Source organism: Bacteroides sp. AF25-5LB (assembly GCF_003602965.1).
Taxonomy (GTDB): domain Bacteria; phylum Bacteroidota; class Bacteroidia; order Bacteroidales; family Bacteroidaceae; genus Bacteroides; species Bacteroides uniformis.
Map to the genome: position 1 here is coordinate 1 of NZ_QTMC01000005.1, position 16,759 is coordinate 16,759.

At 48.5% G+C, this 16,759-nt stretch carries 14 protein-coding genes; 12 read left to right on the forward strand and 2 right to left on the reverse strand.

The features are described 5' to 3' along the window. Window positions 1-320: 320 nt before the first annotated feature. From DWY57_RS07175 to DWY57_RS07220, 9 genes are all read left to right on the forward strand, one after another. Window positions 321-911 (forward strand): hypothetical protein, encoded by a 591-nt coding sequence (locus DWY57_RS07175; RefSeq protein WP_117601385.1) that lies wholly within the window; start codon window positions 321-323, stop codon window positions 909-911. Between the two features lie 16 nt (window positions 912-927). Next, window positions 928-1,767, forward strand: a complete 840-nt coding sequence (locus DWY57_RS07180; RefSeq protein ID WP_117601384.1) for a DUF2764 domain-containing protein — start codon at window positions 928-930, stop codon at window positions 1,765-1,767. 19 nt (window positions 1,768-1,786) lie between these two features. Next, a complete protein-coding gene (locus DWY57_RS07185; protein WP_119961498.1) occupies window positions 1,787-3,541 on the forward strand; it encodes a V-type ATP synthase subunit A in 1,755 nt (584 codons plus the stop codon). A 140-nt stretch (window positions 3,542-3,681) separates the two neighbouring features. Next, window positions 3,682-5,007, forward strand: a complete 1,326-nt coding sequence (locus DWY57_RS07190) for a V-type ATP synthase subunit B (RefSeq protein ID WP_005827389.1) — start codon at window positions 3,682-3,684, stop codon at window positions 5,005-5,007. A gap of 120 nt (window positions 5,008-5,127) precedes the next feature. Then, window positions 5,128-5,733 (forward strand): V-type ATP synthase subunit D, encoded by a 606-nt coding sequence (locus DWY57_RS07195; protein ID WP_117601382.1) that lies wholly within the window; start codon window positions 5,128-5,130, stop codon window positions 5,731-5,733. Beyond that, window positions 5,730-7,556 (forward strand): V-type ATPase 116kDa subunit family protein, encoded by a 1,827-nt coding sequence (locus DWY57_RS07200; RefSeq protein WP_117601381.1) that lies wholly within the window; start codon window positions 5,730-5,732, stop codon window positions 7,554-7,556. The genes DWY57_RS07195 and DWY57_RS07200 overlap by 4 nt, the downstream gene beginning before the upstream one ends. A 33-nt stretch (window positions 7,557-7,589) precedes the next feature. Then, window positions 7,590-8,009, forward strand: coding sequence for an ATPase (locus tag DWY57_RS07205; protein WP_005827396.1), 420 nt, complete (start codon window positions 7,590-7,592; stop codon window positions 8,007-8,009). Between the two features lie 295 nt (window positions 8,010-8,304). After that, a complete protein-coding gene (locus tag DWY57_RS07215; protein ID WP_117601379.1) occupies window positions 8,305-9,966 on the forward strand; it encodes a glycogen/starch synthase in 1,662 nt (553 codons plus the stop codon). Window positions 9,967-9,996: 30 nt separating this feature from the next. After that, a complete protein-coding gene (locus DWY57_RS07220; protein ID WP_119961499.1) occupies window positions 9,997-12,561 on the forward strand; it encodes a glycosyltransferase family 1 protein in 2,565 nt (854 codons plus the stop codon). 125 nt (window positions 12,562-12,686) lie between these two features. Here the strand turns inward: DWY57_RS07220 and fldA are convergent, their stop codons facing one another. Further along, on the reverse strand, window positions 12,687-13,193 hold the full coding sequence (gene fldA, locus DWY57_RS07225) for a flavodoxin FldA (RefSeq protein ID WP_119961500.1): 507 nt from the start codon (window positions 13,191-13,193) through the stop codon (window positions 12,687-12,689). Window positions 13,194-13,436: 243 nt separating this feature from the next. Here fldA and DWY57_RS07230 point away from each other — a divergent pair, with 243 nt between their 5' ends. Together DWY57_RS07230 and gpmA are read left to right on the forward strand one after the other, a co-directional pair. Then, complete coding sequence (locus DWY57_RS07230; protein ID WP_005837364.1) at window positions 13,437-13,733, forward strand: hypothetical protein; 297 nt, start codon at window positions 13,437-13,439, stop codon at window positions 13,731-13,733. Window positions 13,734-13,769: 36 nt separating this feature from the next. Next, entirely contained in the window at window positions 13,770-14,516 is a 747-nt protein-coding gene (gpmA, locus tag DWY57_RS07235; protein WP_119961501.1) for a 2,3-diphosphoglycerate-dependent phosphoglycerate mutase, read from the forward strand. A 28-nt stretch (window positions 14,517-14,544) separates the two neighbouring features. Here gpmA and DWY57_RS07240 read toward each other — a convergent pair whose 3' ends face one another. Continuing rightward, on the reverse strand, window positions 14,545-15,267 hold the full coding sequence (locus DWY57_RS07240; RefSeq protein ID WP_117601375.1) for a DUF6064 family protein: 723 nt from the start codon (window positions 15,265-15,267) through the stop codon (window positions 14,545-14,547). Between the two features lie 112 nt (window positions 15,268-15,379). Between DWY57_RS07240 and DWY57_RS07245 the strand changes: the two genes are divergently transcribed. Beyond that, the gene (locus DWY57_RS07245) at window positions 15,380-16,726 is read left to right on the forward strand and encodes a threonine/serine exporter family protein (RefSeq protein ID WP_117601374.1); all 1,347 of its coding nucleotides are present in this window, start codon (window positions 15,380-15,382) and stop codon (window positions 16,724-16,726) included. Window positions 16,727-16,759 lie beyond the last annotated feature (33 nt).

Below are 16,759 nucleotides of genomic sequence, written 5' to 3' on the forward strand. Positions count from 1 at the left end.
CGCCGTTTTTCAGAAGAAGCCTCCGTGTCTGATAAGGATACGGAGGCTTCGTTCGTTTTAGATACCTCCGGAACTGCTCCCCTTAATCCTTGCCATGCGTTGTTGTAGACGTATTTTCTGCTTCTTTTGTCATTCTTTTGTTATCATTACAGAACAAAGTTGGTGTAAAACGAGTTTTTTTTGGAAGAGCAAGAACTTTTCTTCCTTTCTTTCTATTCAATATCAAATGGATTTTTGTAAATTTGGCGTGAATCTAATAGGAAGGGAAAAAATCACGCAATTAATATTGTAATATAAATCATATAATAACTCCTGCAAATATGGAAAACAAGATTCAAGAGCTGACCGATAAGATCTACCGCGAAGGCGTAGAGAAAGGAAATGAAGAGGCACAGAAACTTATCGCAAAAGCTCAGGAAGAAGCCAAGAGAATTATAGAGGATGCACGTAAGGAAGCGGATTCTATCGTGGCTACCGCCCATAAGTCTGCCGATGAACTGGCAGAGAATACAAAATCTGAATTAAAGTTGTTTGCCGGTCAGGCTGTGAATGCTCTGAAGTCCGAAATCGCTACGTTGGTGACGGACAACATTGTGAATGCCGATGTAAAGGCATTTGCTGCAAACAAGAATTATCTTAATGCCTTCATCGTTGCATTGGCGTCCAAATGGAGTGTGAACGAACCAATCGTTATCTCTACTGCGGATGCGGAAGGCTTGACGAAATATTTCGCAGCGAAGGCGAAAGACCTGCTGGACAAGGGTGTGAAGATTGAGCAAGTGAATGGCATCAAAACCTTGTTCTCCGTATCGCCTGCCGATGGTTCGTACAAGGTGAACTTCGGCGAAGAAGAATTTATGAATTACTTCAAGGAATTCCTGCGTCCGCAATTAGTGGAAATGCTGTTCTAAAAACTCCCACAGGATTATGAGTAAATACTATTACTTGGTAGCCGGTTTGCCTGAACTTACTCTGGAAGACAGTAAACTGAGCTATACAGTAGCCGATTTCAGGACGGAACTATATCCTGCCTTGTCGGAAGATGATAAAAAGTTGATAGATTTGTTTTATCTGAAATTCGACAATGCGAATGTCTTGAAACTATTGAAGGATAAGGATGCTGCCATCGACCCGCGCGGAAACTATTCGTCGGAGGAACTGGCGGAATATATCTCACGACTGAAGGATGGCGACGAAGTCTCTGACAGTGTATTCCCATCTTATCTCTCCACGTTCATTTCCGAATACTTCAGCCTGCCTGCCGAGGACGGTTTCTTGTATGAAGACCGCCTGGCAGCGCTCTATTACGCCTATGCCATGGAATGTAAGAATCAGTTTGTGTCTTCCTGGTTTGGTTTCAACCTCACTCTCAATAATATATTGGTGGCGCTCACAGCACGTAAGTTCAAGCTGGACATTGCTCCGCTGATTGTGGGTGATACGGAAGTGTGCGAGGCTCTGCGTACTTCCAATGCCCGTGACTTCGGTCTGGGTACTGAGGTGGATTATCTGGAGCAGCTGGTGAAAATCAGTGAGATGGAGGAACTGGTGGACCGGGAAAAGAAGCTGGACCAGCTTCGCTGGGACTGGATGGAGGAGGCCACATTCTTCGATTACTTTACCGTGGAACGTCTGTTTGTCTTCCTGCTACAGCTGGAGATGATAGAACGGTGGATTTCGTTGGATAAAGAGAAGGGTAACCAACTGTTCCGCAGCATTATCGCTGCCTTGAAAGACGATGTGCAGATACCCGCAGAATTCAGATAAAATAAACAACTAAAAATATATGGCAACAAAAGGAACTGTTAGTGGCGTAATAGCCAACATGGTGACCCTCGTCGTCGACGGACCGGTAGCGCAGAATGAGATTTGTTATATCTCGACCGGAGGAGACAAGTTGATGGCGGAGGTGATTAAGGTAGTAGGTACCCAGGTCTACGTGCAGGTATTTGAGAGTACCCGCGGACTGAGAGTGGGGGCCGAAGCCGAGTTTACCGGACATATGCTCGAAGTGACACTGGGGCCCGGTATGCTTTCGAAGAACTACGACGGTCTGCAAAACGACCTCGACAAGATGGATGGCGTTTTCCTGAAACGCGGGCAATATACCTATCCGCTGGATAAAGGAAGCAAATGGCATTTTGTGCCTTTGGCAAAGGTGGGCGACCAAGTGGAAGCCGCTGCCTGGCTGGGACAAGTGGACGAGAACTTCCAGCCTCTGAAAATCATGGTGCCTTTTGAACAGAAAGGTGTGTGCACCGTGAAATCCATCGCAAAGGAAGGTGATTACAGCATTGAGGATACCATTGCAGTGCTGACGGATGGCGAAGGCAATGACATCCGGGTGAACATGATACAGAAATGGCCCGTGAAGCGTGCCATGACCAACTATAAGGAAAAACCGCGTCCTTTCAAACTGCTGGAAACCGGTGTGCGCGTAATCGATACCGTGAACCCGATTGTGGAAGGTGGTACGGGCTTTATCCCCGGTCCGTTCGGTACAGGAAAGACGGTACTACAGCATGCCATTTCAAAACAGGCGGAAGCGGACATCGTAATCATCGCTGCCTGCGGTGAGCGTGCCAACGAGGTTGTGGAAATCTTTACAGAATTCCCCGAATTGGTTGACCCGCATACGGGACGGAAGCTGATGGAACGTACGATTATCATCGCCAATACTTCGAACATGCCGGTGGCTGCCCGTGAGGCATCTGTCTACACGGCAATGACGATTGCGGAATACTACCGGAGCATGGGATTGAAGGTGCTGCTGATGGCGGACTCCACCTCACGTTGGGCGCAGGCATTGCGCGAGATGTCCAACCGTATGGAGGAGTTGCCCGGTCCCGATGCCTTCCCGATGGACTTGTCCTCCATCATCTCCAACTTCTACGGCCGTGCGGGTTATGTGAAGCTGAACAACGGCGAGTCCGGTTCCATTACTTTCATTGGTACGGTATCGCCTGCGGGCGGTAACCTGAAGGAGCCGGTAACCGAGAATACGAAGAAGGTGGCTCGCTGCTTCTATGCCCTTGAGCAGGACCGTGCCGACAAGAAGCGTTATCCTGCCGTAAATCCGATTGACTCGTATTCCAAATACATTGAATACCCTGAATTCGAGGAGTATATCACCAAGCACATCAACGGTGATTGGATTGGCAAGGTGAATGAAATCAAGACCCGTTTGCAGCGTGGTAAGGAGATTGCCGAGCAAATCAACATCCTGGGTGACGACGGCGTGCCCGTAGAATATCACGTGACTTTCTGGAAATCGGAACTGATTGACTTCGTTATCCTGCAGCAGGATGCCTTTGACGAAGTTGATGCCGTGACTCCGATGGAGCGTCAGGAGGAGATTCTGAATATGGTAATAGAAATCTGTCATACCGAATTTGAGTTCGACAACTTCAACGAAGTAATGGATTACTTCAAGAAGATGATTAACATCTGCAAGCAGATGAACTACTCGAAGTTCAAGTCGGAAGAATACGAGAAGTTCCATAAGCAGTTGCAGGAACTGGTTGAGGAACGGAAAGCCTAAGGATGTACTATTTGACTGTTTACAATTTACTATTTGCCTTGCGGATGCAGGTGCACGGAGGTTGTAGATAGGAAAATAGTAGAATAGGATGGCAGAGATTTAAATAGTAAATAGTAAATTGTCAAATAGTAAATAAATAGATGGCAACAAAAGCATTTCAAAAGATATATACCAAGATTACTCAGATTACGAAAGCTACGTGTTCGCTGAAGGCAACCGGAGTGGGGTATGACGAGTTGGCGACCGTAAACGGCAAACTTGCCCAGGTGGTGAAGATTGCCGGCGACGAAGTGACTTTGCAGGTGTTCGAGGGTACGGAAGGTATTCCCACCAATGCAGAGGTAGTATTCTTGGGCAAGGCTCCTACAATCAAAGTGAGCGAGCAGCTTGCCGGACGGTTCTTCAACGCCTTTGGCGACCCCATCGACGGTGGTCCGGCCATTGAAGGCGAGGAGGTGGAAATTGGCGGTCCGTCCGTGAATCCGGTGCGCCGTAAGCAGCCTTCGGAACTGATTGCAACCGGTATTGCAGGCATCGACCTGAACAATACGCTGGTGTCCGGACAGAAGATTCCGTTCTTTGCCGACCCCGACCAGCCCTTCAACCAGGTGATGGCGAATGTGGCTCTGCGTGCGGAGACTGACAAGATTATCCTTGGCGGTATGGGTATGACGAACGATGACTACCTCTACTTCAAGAACGTATTCTCCAATGCCGGTGCGCTCGACCGTATCGTCAGCTTTATGAATACCACCGAGAATCCTCCGGTAGAGCGTCTGCTGATTCCGGATATGGCACTGACGGCAGCCGAGTATTTCGCTGTGAACAATAATGAAAAGGTGCTGGTGCTGCTTACGGATATGACTTCCTACGCCGATGCGCTCGCCATCGTGTCCAACCGTATGGACCAGATTCCTTCGAAGGACTCCATGCCGGGTTCCCTTTATTCGGACTTGGCGAAAATATACGAAAAGGCGGTGCAATTCCCAAGCGGCGGTTCCATCACGATTATTGCGGTGACGACTCTGTCCGGTGGCGACATTACGCATGCCGTGCCCGACAATACGGGTTATATCACGGAAGGCCAGTTGTTCCTCCGTCGTGACAGCGACATCGGTAAGGTTATCGTTGACCCATTCCGTTCCTTGTCCCGTCTGAAGCAGCTTGTTACGGGTAAAAAGACGCGTAAGGACCATCCGCAGGTGATGAATGCCGCCGTGCGTCTGTATGCCGACGCTGCCAACGCCAAGACCAAGCTTGAAAACGGTTTCGACCTGACGAACTACGACGAACGTACCCTTGCCTTTGCCAAGGACTACTCCAACCAGCTACTGGCCATCGATGTCAACCTCGATACCACAGAGATGCTCGATGTGGCATGGAGTCTGTTCGGCAAGTATTTCCGTCCAGAAGAGGTGAATATCAAGAAAGAGCTTGTGGACCAGTTCTGGCCGAAAGCAAACTAAATAAATGTACGATTAGACGATTTACGGTTTACGATTGATATTACTGAAATTGTAAATCTGTAAATTGAGAAATTGAGTAGCTTCAGTCGTCTAATCGTAAATCGTTAAATCGTAAATAAAATGGCTATTAAGTTTCAATATAACAAAACCTCCCTCCAGCAGTTGGAAAAGCAACTGAAGGTGCGCGTGCGTACACTCCCCATCATCAAGAACAAGGAGAGTGCCCTGCGTATGGAAGTGAAGCGTTGCAAGGGCGATGCTGCCGCGCTGGATGCGAGGTTGGAAAAGGAAATCCAAGCTTACGAAGCCATGTTCGCCCTTTGGAATGAGTTCGACGCTTCATTGATAAAGGTCAGCGATGTTCATCTCGGTGTGAAGAAGATTGCCGGTGTACGGGTGCCATTGCTCGAGAATGTAGATTTCGAGATACGTCCCTACAGCTTGTTCAATGCGCCCAAATGGTATGCGGACGGGTTACATCTGCTCAAGTCGCTGGCACATACTGCCATCGAGCGTGAATTTATCGTTGCCAAGTTGAATTTGTTGGAACATGCGCGTAAAAAGACCACCCAGAAGGTGAATCTTTTTGAGAAAGTACAGATTCCGGGCTATCAGGATGCTCTGCGCAAAATCAAGCGGTTTATGGAAGACGAGGAGAACCTCTCCAAGTCATCGCAGAAAATCATGAAGTCCCATCAGGAGAAAAGGAAGGAGGCAGAGGCATGATTACGAAAATGAAGAAGCTCACGTTCCTTGTGTATCATAAGGAGTACGAAGCGTTTCTGGCACAGATCCGGGAACTGGGCGTGGTGCACGTTGTGGAAAGGCAGTGCGGCGAGATGGACGACACCTTGCAGCGATTCATGCAGAAGCGTACGCTCTACAAGAATATGCTTCAGAGCATGTACACCCTGGCGGACAAACAGCCGGAAGAAAAGGTGCATAAAGAGTTGTCTGCCGATGCTTTGGTGAAATCCTATGAGGATTTGCAGGCACGTATACAAGACTTGAACCAGCAGATTCCCGCCATTGACAAGGACGTGGCACAGATGGAGGCTTGGGGTGATTTCGATTGGGAATCCATCCGCCGGCTGGAAGATGCCGGCTGGTTCGTGCAGTTCTACACCTGCCCGGAGAAAGACTATAACGAAGCGTGGGCAGAGGACTACAATGCCATCGTGGTGAAAGAGAACGGCGGACATCTTTATTTTGTGACCGTCACTCCCCAGCCGGTAGAGCTGGATGTGGAACCGCTCCGTCTGCCTTCACTCAGCCTCTCCGAGCTGAGCCGGAAGAAAGCCGGTACGGAAGAAGCCCTTGTGCAGGCACATGCCGGGCTGAAAGACTTCTGCAAGGCGAATTACTGTACGTTGGAGAAATACAACCTCCAGCTTCAAGGAGAAATAGACCTGCTGAAAGTCAAGCTGAACAGCGAGCAGATGGCGGAAGGAGCCGTAGTGCTGATGGAAGGCTGGATTCCCGAAGACTGCGAGGCGGATGTGAGGAAACTTCTCGATGAAAACGGCACTTATTATGAGATAAGGGCGGCCAGACGCGAGGACAACGCTCCCATCAAGTTGAAAAACAACGCCTATACACGCATGTACGAAGTGCTTACAAAAATGTACGGCATGCCCGACTATGCAGAGTTCGACCCGACGCCAATACTTGCGCCGTTCTTCTCGCTCTTCTTTGCCTTCTGTATGGGAGACGCGGGCTACGGCTTGGTGCTGATAGCACTCGGGTTCATCCTGAAAAAGAAGATGTCCGAGTCCATGAAAGGCATGATGAATCTGGTGATTACGCTGGGTATATTCACGGCCGTCATCGGTGCCATACTGGGAACATTCTTCGGTGTAAGCCTCTTCGACCTGGAGATACCCGCCAAACTGAAGGAATTCATGATTGTGGGCAAGATAGGCGAGACCACCTATGACAAACAAATGCTGCTGGCGCTGATTATCGGTGCGGTGCATATCTGCATTGCCATGACGGTGAAGGCAGTGGGGCAGACCGTGCGCTTCGGCTTCAAGGAGTCGCTCAGTGCCTGGGGATGGCTGTTGCTGGTAGTGGGATTTATCTGTACCGGCGGACTTTCCTTCTTCAAGATAATTTCGGAAGATGTGTCTACATGGGCATTCATCGTGATTGGCGGTGTTTCCGCCATTGGCATCTACCTGCTGAACAACATCCACCGGAATGTATTTGTCAACATCGGTGCCGGGGTATGGGACACCTATAACATGGCAACCGGACTGATGGGCGATATACTTTCCTACATCCGTCTCTATGCCCTCGGTCTGGCAGGCGGTATGCTTGGCGGCGTGTTCAATCAGCTTGCCTTCATGGTGAACGATGCGGCAGGACCTGCCCTGGGCTGGCTGTTCTGCGGACTGATACTGATATTCGGGCATACGCTGAATATCGCCATGTCTTGCCTGAGCGCTTTCGTCCATCCTCTCCGTCTGACATTCGTGGAATACTTCAAGAATTCCGGTTACGAAGGCAAGGGCGAAGCCTACAAACCTTTTACAGTAGTAAAGAAATAAACAAATTAAAAAACAAATAAAAATAGAAACATTATGAATGAAATTTTAGGTTATCTCGGTCTGGGCCTGATGTTGGCCCTTGCAGGAATTGGCAGTTGCTTCGGTACAACAATCGCCGGTAGTGCGGCAGAAGGAGCTTTGAAGAAAGACCCTTCCAAGTCAGCAAGTTATATGATTTTGTCGGCTCTTCCGGCTACGCAGGGACTTTACGGCTTCGTGGCTTTCCTGATGTCTATGGGCAGGGATTTTGCTACGGACGGCCCTTTGATGCTGGGTATCGGACTGGGTGTCGGGCTGGTATGTCTGTTCTCCGCTATCCGTCAGGGACAGATTTGTGCCAGCGGTATCGTGGGTATCTCACAAGGACACGACGTACAGACCAATACAATGATTTACGCCGCACTTCCTGAATTCTACGCTATTTTGGCGCTGGTAGCTGCATTGATGGTATAATCCGGATTATAAGAAAATAAGCTCCAGGGATTTACAACTGAAATCTCTGGAGCTTTTTGTTTAAATCCTTGGGGATTCAACTGAAAGCTCCAGGGATTCTCCGTATAAACTTCGGGAAGTTTAGACGAAAAATGCAGGGATGGGCGAACCCATGAGGCTTTTGTGGCTAAACTATGATATTCCGTAAACGATTGTTTATGCATATTTAATCAGTTTTTTCGATTAAAAGGCTATTTTTCAAAGAATAATACGTACTTTTGCAGCCGTAATTAAGATAAAGAGATTATAACATAATATGACTAAAGAACTACTTACCCCCGATTACATCTTCGAAGCGAGCTGGGAAGTGTGTAATAAAGTAGGCGGTATCTATACGGTTTTGTCTACAAGGGCAAATACTTTACAGACTAAATTTCGCGATAGATTATTCTTTATAGGGCCGGATTTCTGGCAGGGAAAAGAGAACCCTTTGTTCATTGAGTCTGATAACCTTTGCGCAGCGTGGAAAAAATATGCTGCGTTGAAAGACAATCTCTCTGTTCGTGTAGGACGCTGGAACATTCCGGGGGAACCTATTGTTATATTGGTTGATTTCCAACCGTTCTTTGCAGAAAAAAATGAGATTTATACAGAGATGTGGAACCGCTATCAAGTGGATTCGCTGCATGGATATGGCGATTATGACGAAGCATCCATGTTTGCTTTCGCTACCGGAAAGGTGATAGAGAGTTTCTACCGCTATAATCTGACGGAAACAGACAAAGTGGTGTTCCAGGCACACGAGTGGATGACCGGTATGGCCGCCCTCTATCTTCAGTCTGCCGTTCCCGAGATAGGGACTATCTTCACCACACATGCCACGTCCATCGGCCGTTCCATAGCAGGCAACAATAAGCCGCTCTACGATTATCTCTTCGCTTACAACGGCGACCAGATGGCGGAGGAGTTGAATATGCAGTCTAAGCATTCCATAGAAAAGCAGACGGCTCATTATGTGGACTGTTTCACTACCGTGAGCGAAATCACAAACAACGAATGCAAGGAGTTGCTTGACAAGCCTGCGGACGTTGTGCTGATGAACGGTTTTGAAGATGATTTTGTACCGAAAGGCGCCACTTTCACGGGCAAGCGAAAACGTGCCCGTTCCACCATGTTGCGTGTGGCAAACTGCCTGCTGGGTGAGGACTTGGGTGATGATACGCTGATTATCGGTACCAGCGGACGCTATGAGTTCAAGAATAAGGGCATTGATGTGTTCCTGGAATCATTGAATAGGCTGAACCGGGATAAGGATTTGAAAAAGAAAGTATTGGCGTTTGTCAACGTGCCTAGTTGGGTGGGAGACCCCCGCGAGGATTTGCAGAAACGCCTTAAGAGCAAGGATAAGTTTACCGAGCCGTTACAGTGCCCTTTCATCACTCACTGGCTGCACAATATGACGCACGACCAGGTGCTGGATATGCTGAAATACCTCGGTATGGGCAATCGTCCCGAAGATAAGGTGAAAGTGATTTTTGTACCCTGCTATCAGGATGGCCACGACGGTATTCTCAACAAGCATTATTATGACTTGATTTTAGGCGAAGATCTTAGTGTTTATCCGTCTTATTACGAACCATGGGGATATACCCCGCTGGAAAGCGTGGCTTTCCGCGTGCCCACTATCACCACCGACCTTGCCGGTTTTGGACTTTGGGTGAACAGTCTGAAGAATCAGCATGGCATTGACGACGGAGTGGAGGTGCTGCACCGTTCGGATTACAATTATTCCGAAGTGGCAGACGGCATAAAGGATACCGTAGCCTTGTTCTCGACCAAGACAGAAGCCGAAATCAAGGAAATCCGTAAACGTGCAGGTCAGGTGGCAGAGCAGGCCTTATGGAAGCATTTTATAAAGTATTACTATGAGGCTTATGATATTGCGCTGTGCAACGCCATGAAGCGTCAATTAAGATAAAAGAATTATTAATCAATTAGTTATCATACAATGAAGATTAAAGTTAGTAATGTAAACACTCCTAACTGGAAAGACGTGAATGTGAAATCGCACATTCCTGCCGAACTGGAGAAACTGTCTGAACTGGCACGTAACATTTGGTGGTCATGGAATTATGAAGCCACCGAACTCTTCAGAGATCTTGAACCTGCCCTTTGGAAAGAAGTGGGACAGAACCCCGTACTTCTGCTGGAGCGTATGAGTTATGCCAAACTTGAAGCGCTTGCCAACGATAAGGTTATTCTGCGCAGAATGGAAGATGTATATTCAAAATTCCGTACATACATGGATGTGACGCCTGACAGCAAGCGCCCGTCTGTTGCCTATTTCAGCATGGAGTATGGTTTGAACCACGTACTTAAGATATATTCCGGTGGTCTGGGCGTACTTGCCGGTGACTATTTGAAAGAGGCTTCCGACAGTAACGTTGACTTGTGTGCAGTCGGTTTCTTGTATCGCTATGGTTACTTTACCCAAACCTTGTCTATGGACGGTCAGCAGATCGCCAACTACGAGGCGCAAAACTTCGGACAGTTACCCATCGATCGTGTATTGGACGAGAATGGACAACAGGTGGTGGTGGATGTTCCTTATCTGGATTACTACGTGCATGCTTATGTGTGGAGAGTAAATGTAGGACGCATCTCCCTCTATCTGCTTGATACAGACAATGAAATGAACAGTGAGTTCGACCGTTCCATCACTCACCAACTGTATGGCGGTGACTGGGAAAACCGTCTGAAGCAGGAGATTTTGTTGGGTATCGGCGGTATTCTGACGCTGAAGAAGCTGGGCATCAAGAAAGATATTTATCACTGCAACGAAGGACATGCTGCTTTGATCAACGTACAGCGCATCTGTGACTACGTGGCCGAAGGTCTGACTTACGACCAGGCTATCGAGTTGGTACGTGCTTCCTCTCTCTATACTGTACATACTCCGGTTCCTGCCGGTCACGACTACTTCGACGAAGGTCTTTTCGGCAAGTACATGGGCGGCTATCCTTCAAGAATGGGTATCAGCTGGGATGACCTGATGGACCTCGGACGTAACAATCCGGGCGACAAGGGCGAGCGTTTCTGTATGTCTGTATTCGCTTGCAACACTTCTCAAGAGGTGAACGGTGTGAGCTGGTTGCACGGGAAGGTTTCCCAGGAGATGTTCGCTTCCATCTGGAAGGGCTACTTCCCCGAAGAAAGTCATGTGGGCTACGTTACCAACGGTGTACACTTCCCCACTTGGAGCGCTACGGAGTGGAAACATCTCTATGCTGCGCATTTTGATGAAAACTTCCTCTACGACCAGTCCAACCCCAAGATTTGGGAGGCTATCTATAACGTGTCCGACGAAGAAATTTGGAAGACGCGCATGGTGATGAAGAACAAACTGATTGACTATGTCCGCAAGCAATACCGTGAAACTTGGTTGAAGAATCAAGGTGATCCCTCACGCATCGTTTCCCTGCTGGACAAAATCAATCCGAATGCCCTGCTGATAGGTTTCGGACGCCGTTTCGCCACCTACAAGCGTGCACACTTACTGTTCACCGACCTCGATCGTCTGTCCAAGATCGTGAATAACCCTGACTATCCGGTACAGTTCCTTTTCACCGGCAAGGCTCACCCGCACGATGGTGCAGGTCAGGGCTTGATTAAGAGAATCATCGAGATTTCCCGCCGTCCGGAGTTCCTGGGTAAGATTATCTTCCTGGAAAATTATGATATGCAGTTGGCACGTCGCCTCGTTTCAGGTGTGGATATCTGGCTGAACACTCCGACACGTCCGCTCGAAGCATCCGGTACTTCCGGCGAGAAGGCGTTGATGAACGGTGTTGTAAACTTCTCCGTACTCGACGGCTGGTGGCTGGAGGGCTATCGCGAAGGTGCCGGTTGGGCATTGACCGAAAAGCGTACTTACCAGAATCAGGAACATCAGGACCAACTCGATGCCGCTACTATCTACAGCATTCTTGAGCAGGAAATTCTGCCGTTGTTCTATGCACGCAACAAGAAGGGATATTCTGAAGGTTGGGTGAAGACTATCAAAAACTCCATCGCACAGATTGCCCCCCACTATACAATGAAGCGCCAGTTGGATGACTATTACGATAAGTTCTACATCAAGGAAGCCAAACGTTTCAAGATGCTGGCTGCCGACGGTTATGCCAAGGCTAAGGAAATAGCTGCCTGGAAGGAAGAAGTTGCCGAAAAATGGGACAGCATTGAAGTGGTGTCTTGCGAAAAGACTGAAGACCTGGTGAAAGGCTCCATCGAGAGCGGTAAGGAATACACCATTACTTACGTTATCGACGAGAAGGGCTTGAACGATGCCATCGGTCTGGAACTGGTGACTACTTATACGGCTCAGGATGGCAAACAGCACGTTTACTCCGTAGAACCGTTCAATGTAGTGAAGAAAGAAGGTACCCTCTATACATTCCAGGCTAAGCACAAGTTGGAAAATGCGGGTAGCTTCAAGGTTTCTTACCGTATGTTCCCGAAGAATGCAGACCTGCCTCACCGTCAAGACTTCTGCTATGTTCGCTGGTTCGTATAAGAGCATAAAAAACAGATAATGTGTTTGCGATATGGCAGAACACATTGTCTGTTCAGATGAAAGATATCATCTGCATGATGCAGGCAGACCATCCGTTTACTTTAAACGGATGGTCTGTTTCTTTTCTAGAGCTTGCTTTTTATTTCGGCTGTCCAGGCGTCAATGCGTTCGGCGGTTTTGTCACTCTCGTTCACTTCGTCGAGGGGAAGTCCTACGAATGCATCGTCTACCACGGCGATGGAAGAGGAGAAGGAATACCCGTCCGTGCTGACTTTGTTGCCCAAGAAGGTACACCCACTATCCTTCAAGTCCTCGTAGAGTACTCCGATGCCGTCGCAGAATGTGTCGCAGTAGGATTCGGAGTCGCCGCAACCGAATAGGGCTACGAGCTTCATGGAAAGGTCGGTGCTCTTCAGTACTTTTACGCCGTCATACCAGTCGTCCTGCAGTTCGCCGTCTCCCCAAGTGGAGGTACCTAGAACCAGCACTTCATATTCCTTGATTTTATCGGCGGTCATCTTGTCAACACTATGTACGTCGGTGGAGGAAACTCCCAACTTTTTGGCTATCTGGTTAGCCAACTCTTCGCAGGTTCCGGTACTGGAACCATAAAAAACACCAGTCTTTTTCATTGTAAATAAAGTGATTAAATTGTTTGCTGCAAAGTAAAGGCTTTGCCGGAGAACGTGAAATACCTACATGTAGGGCTTTTAGTGTTGTGCCGCTCCCCATTTCGGGTTAGCTTGTGGCGTGGTTTATAGAGGTCGTGGCTACCTACTAATTGGGATGGCAGACTCTCTTTTTGATGAAAAGTAGGTATTGCCGGATTGTTAAAAATGAAGGACATTTGTACCGGTAATAATAGACAAGTGTTTATGGTTAGATTCGTACATTCCACTCATTCGCAATTCCATCCTTCCGTGGCTGGTAAGTGGCTGGTGTGGGGGACTTTGATGATGCTTCTTGCGGGGGTGGCTATCATTGTTTTTTCGGTATTCTCGCATGATGCACTCGATGCGTGCTGTAATTGCATAATCTGTACTTTCAACCGTGTCCCGAAGGAAGGGGAATATTTGTATAACCGCTACCTGCCGGTCATCAGCATGGTGTGGGTGGCGTTTCTGATACTTTTGGTATATGTGGTCCGCTATTGCATGAACAAGAGGAGGTAGCCGGGTGTTCTATAGGTAAAACTGAAAGGAGACTATATGAAAAAGATTGTTTTGCTTCGCCACGGCGAGAGTGCATGGAATAAGGAAAACCGCTTCACGGGGTGGACGGATGTTGATTTGACAGAGAAAGGCGTTGCTGAAGCTGTAAGAGCGGGTGAGCTGCTGGCAGAAAAGGGATTCCGCTTCAAGAAGGCGTATACTTCCTATCTGAAGCGTGCCGTGAAGACACTGGATTGTGTGCTGGACCGCCTCGACCAGGACTGGATTCCGGTGGAGAAATCGTGGAGGTTGAATGAGAAACACTACGGCCAGTTGCAAGGGCTGAACAAGGCAGAGACGGCTGCCAAGTACGGTGACGAGCAGGTGTTGGTATGGCGCCGGAGCTTTGATGTGGCTCCGCATGCATTGGCCGAGGATGACCCGCGTAATCCGCGTTTTGAGGACCGTTATCAAGAAGTGCCCGATGCCGAACTGCCCCGTACGGAGTCGTTGAAAGATACGATTGAGCGTATCATGCCTTACTGGAAGTGTATCATCTTCCCGAATCTGAAAATGGCCGATGAATTGCTGGTAGTGGCTCATGGCAATAGCCTGCGGGGTATTATCAAACATCTGAAGCATATTTCGGACGATGAAATCGTGCATCTGAACCTGCCTACGGCGGTGCCCTATGTTTTTGAGTTTGATAATGAGCTAAACTTGACGGAAGACTATTTCTTGGGTAACCCTGAGGAGATAAAGAAATTAATGGAGGCTGTGGCCAATCAAGGAAAGAAGAAATGATTTTGGTGCGCGGAAGCGCTCTATTTCTTTATCCTTTCATTCCATGAAGCAGCGTCATGCTGAGCAGTACCCCGACCACTATGCAGATGAGGATAAGGAAACAGTTCATGAGCCGTGCGCCCAGCTTGGTTTCCTTGTGTAAGTTCTGTTCAAAGTAGTTCTTGAAGAACAGATAGATGGCAGGTACGGTGGCGCTTGCCAGCAGGAGGTCTTCGGGAATCTTGTAGATGTAGACTTTGGAAAAGGCGATGAGCGCCCAGTGGCAAAGGAACAGAATGACGAGCAGGTTGACCCTGCGCGAGAAAGCCAGCAGTAGCCCGATGGTGAAAACTGCTACCGAGCAGGGCATCACGGTGGTGGTCATCATGGGAAATTCCATTCCGCGTGCCCACGAAAGGAGCGGGTAGAGGAAAGGCATTGCATAGAGTACCCCCACCAGTACTTTGTATTTCGGGTTGCGCTCGAACGGAGTGTAGTCGGTAAACAAATCCCATAGCCACAATAGTGCAATCACTCCCCAGAAGATGGCGAGTATATAGTGGTGTCCGCGCGCTCCGCAATACATCATGTAGTACACGACGGATATCCACCCGTTCAGAAATACCATGTAGATTTTCATGGAGCGTTTTGCCCATAAGGTCGGTTTCCGGTAGAGCTGCGTGGTGAGCAGGATACCTGCTGCGGTGATGAGGAGCTGTGTCCACCAGGTGGCCTCGTTGTATTGTGCGATAGTATTCCAGAATATTTCCATTTGTGTCCATTAAAAAAACGGCTGCAAAGGTAGAGTTTTCTGCCGAAAGAATGAAATCGTTTTCTACATTTTGCCTATCTTTGTGCCTCCAAAAAAATAGGTAAAAAGATTCATGGATAAGACTTTGACTGAACAAGAGATTGCCCTGCTGCGCAGGAAACTCGATTTATTGCTTCGTACCGGACAGCTGCTGGTGGAGAGTGCGGCTGATACAAACCGTGTTGTTCGTAACCTAAACCGTGTTGCCGCCTATCTGGGGCTGCCGGAAGAAAAGCTCCACATCGACGTAAGTTATACCATGCTGGTGGTGAATGTGAGCGACGGCCTGCATTCGTTCTCCAAATTCCAGAAGTGCGAGAAGCATGGCATCAACATGACAGCCATTTCCGAAATCAGCAAACTGTCCTGGCGGGCCATTGAGAATGACTACTCCCTCGACCAGTATGAGGAGGAACTGGAAAGAATCAAAAACAAGAAGCGGAACTATGTGCCATACGTTGTTGCCATCGGTGCCGGCTTTGCCTGCGGAGGTTTCTGCAAGCTGTTCGGTGGTGACTGGATGGCGTTTCTGTTTACTTCCATCTGCGCTTTTGCCGGTTTTCGTGTCCGTGTCCGTTGTATGGAGTTCGGCATCAATCACTATATGAGTATTGCCATTGCCGCATTGATTTCGACCTGCTTGGCCTATGTGTCTTCTTTTGCCGGACTCTCGGAAACTCCCTATCATCCGTTGTTGGCGTGTGCACTGTTCATTGTTCCGGGTGTGCCGTTGATAAACTTTGTGGATGATATGATTGACAATTATATCCAGGTGGGCATTGTCCGGGCTGTGAATACGGTGCTGATGGTCTGTGCAATGGCCTTCGGCATTGTGATAGCCATGCGTCTGCTGACGGTGGAGGATGTTGTGATTGACAAGAAGTTTAGCGAATTGAGTATGGTGCCTCATGATAGTTATCTGGTGTATGCCATTGCGGCGGCGATAGCTGCCATGGGATTTTCCATGATATTCAATATACAGCGGCGCTTGTTGTGGGTTGTTGCGGTGGGCGGTATCATCGCCGTTTGTACGCGTAACTTTGTCAATTTCGAGCTGGGTTACGGACCGGTGATAGGTTCGTTCATGGGCAGCATGGTTGTCAGCCTGATAGCCGTGAAGGCAGTGCATTGGTTCCATGTTCCCAATCACGTCTTGACGATTCCTTCCGTCATCCCGATGATTCCGGGAGTGTTGATGTATCGTTCGCTTTTCGGGCTTATCAATATGCACGGTGTGGTAGGCGAGGTGACGGCGGTTGTTTCCAACGGCATCACGGCTTCACTGATTATTCTCTGCATAGCGCTGGGGGTAGCGGTGCCCAATATTTTTGCCCGCCGGTATATCGCCAAGGATAGGCAGCGCTTTCTTCAGGAGGAGCTGCAGAAGCGCAGGGAAAGAGGGAAATTTATAGAATGGTGATGTAGGTATCCCGTCATTCGGAGCGAAGCGAAG

Bases quoted from the DNA above. Each gene is read 5' to 3' on its own strand.
- DWY57_RS07180 (WP_117601384.1), top strand. From the start codon at position 928: ATGAGTAAATACTATTACTTGGTAGCCGGTTTGCCTGAACTTACTCTG.
- DWY57_RS07245 (WP_117601374.1), top strand. From the start codon at position 15,380: ATGGATAAGACTTTGACTGAACAAGAGATTGCCCTGCTGCGCAGGAAA.
- DWY57_RS07220 (WP_119961499.1), top strand. From the start codon at position 9,997: ATGAAGATTAAAGTTAGTAATGTAAACACTCCTAACTGGAAAGACGTG.
- gpmA (WP_119961501.1), top strand. From the start codon at position 13,770: ATGAAAAAGATTGTTTTGCTTCGCCACGGCGAGAGTGCATGGAATAAG.
- DWY57_RS07200 (WP_117601381.1), top strand. From the start codon at position 5,730: ATGATTACGAAAATGAAGAAGCTCACGTTCCTTGTGTATCATAAGGAG.
- DWY57_RS07230 (WP_005837364.1), top strand. From the start codon at position 13,437: ATGGTTAGATTCGTACATTCCACTCATTCGCAATTCCATCCTTCCGTG.
- fldA (WP_119961500.1), bottom strand. From the start codon at position 13,193: ATGAAAAAGACTGGTGTTTTTTATGGTTCCAGTACCGGAACCTGCGAA.
- DWY57_RS07190 (WP_005827389.1), top strand. From the start codon at position 3,682: ATGGCAACAAAAGCATTTCAAAAGATATATACCAAGATTACTCAGATT.
- DWY57_RS07195 (WP_117601382.1), top strand. From the start codon at position 5,128: ATGGCTATTAAGTTTCAATATAACAAAACCTCCCTCCAGCAGTTGGAA.
- DWY57_RS07175 (WP_117601385.1), top strand. From the start codon at position 321: ATGGAAAACAAGATTCAAGAGCTGACCGATAAGATCTACCGCGAAGGC.
- DWY57_RS07240 (WP_117601375.1), bottom strand. From the start codon at position 15,267: ATGGAAATATTCTGGAATACTATCGCACAATACAACGAGGCCACCTGG.
- DWY57_RS07205 (WP_005827396.1), top strand. From the start codon at position 7,590: ATGAATGAAATTTTAGGTTATCTCGGTCTGGGCCTGATGTTGGCCCTT.
- DWY57_RS07215 (WP_117601379.1), top strand. From the start codon at position 8,305: ATGACTAAAGAACTACTTACCCCCGATTACATCTTCGAAGCGAGCTGG.
- DWY57_RS07185 (WP_119961498.1), top strand. From the start codon at position 1,787: ATGGCAACAAAAGGAACTGTTAGTGGCGTAATAGCCAACATGGTGACC.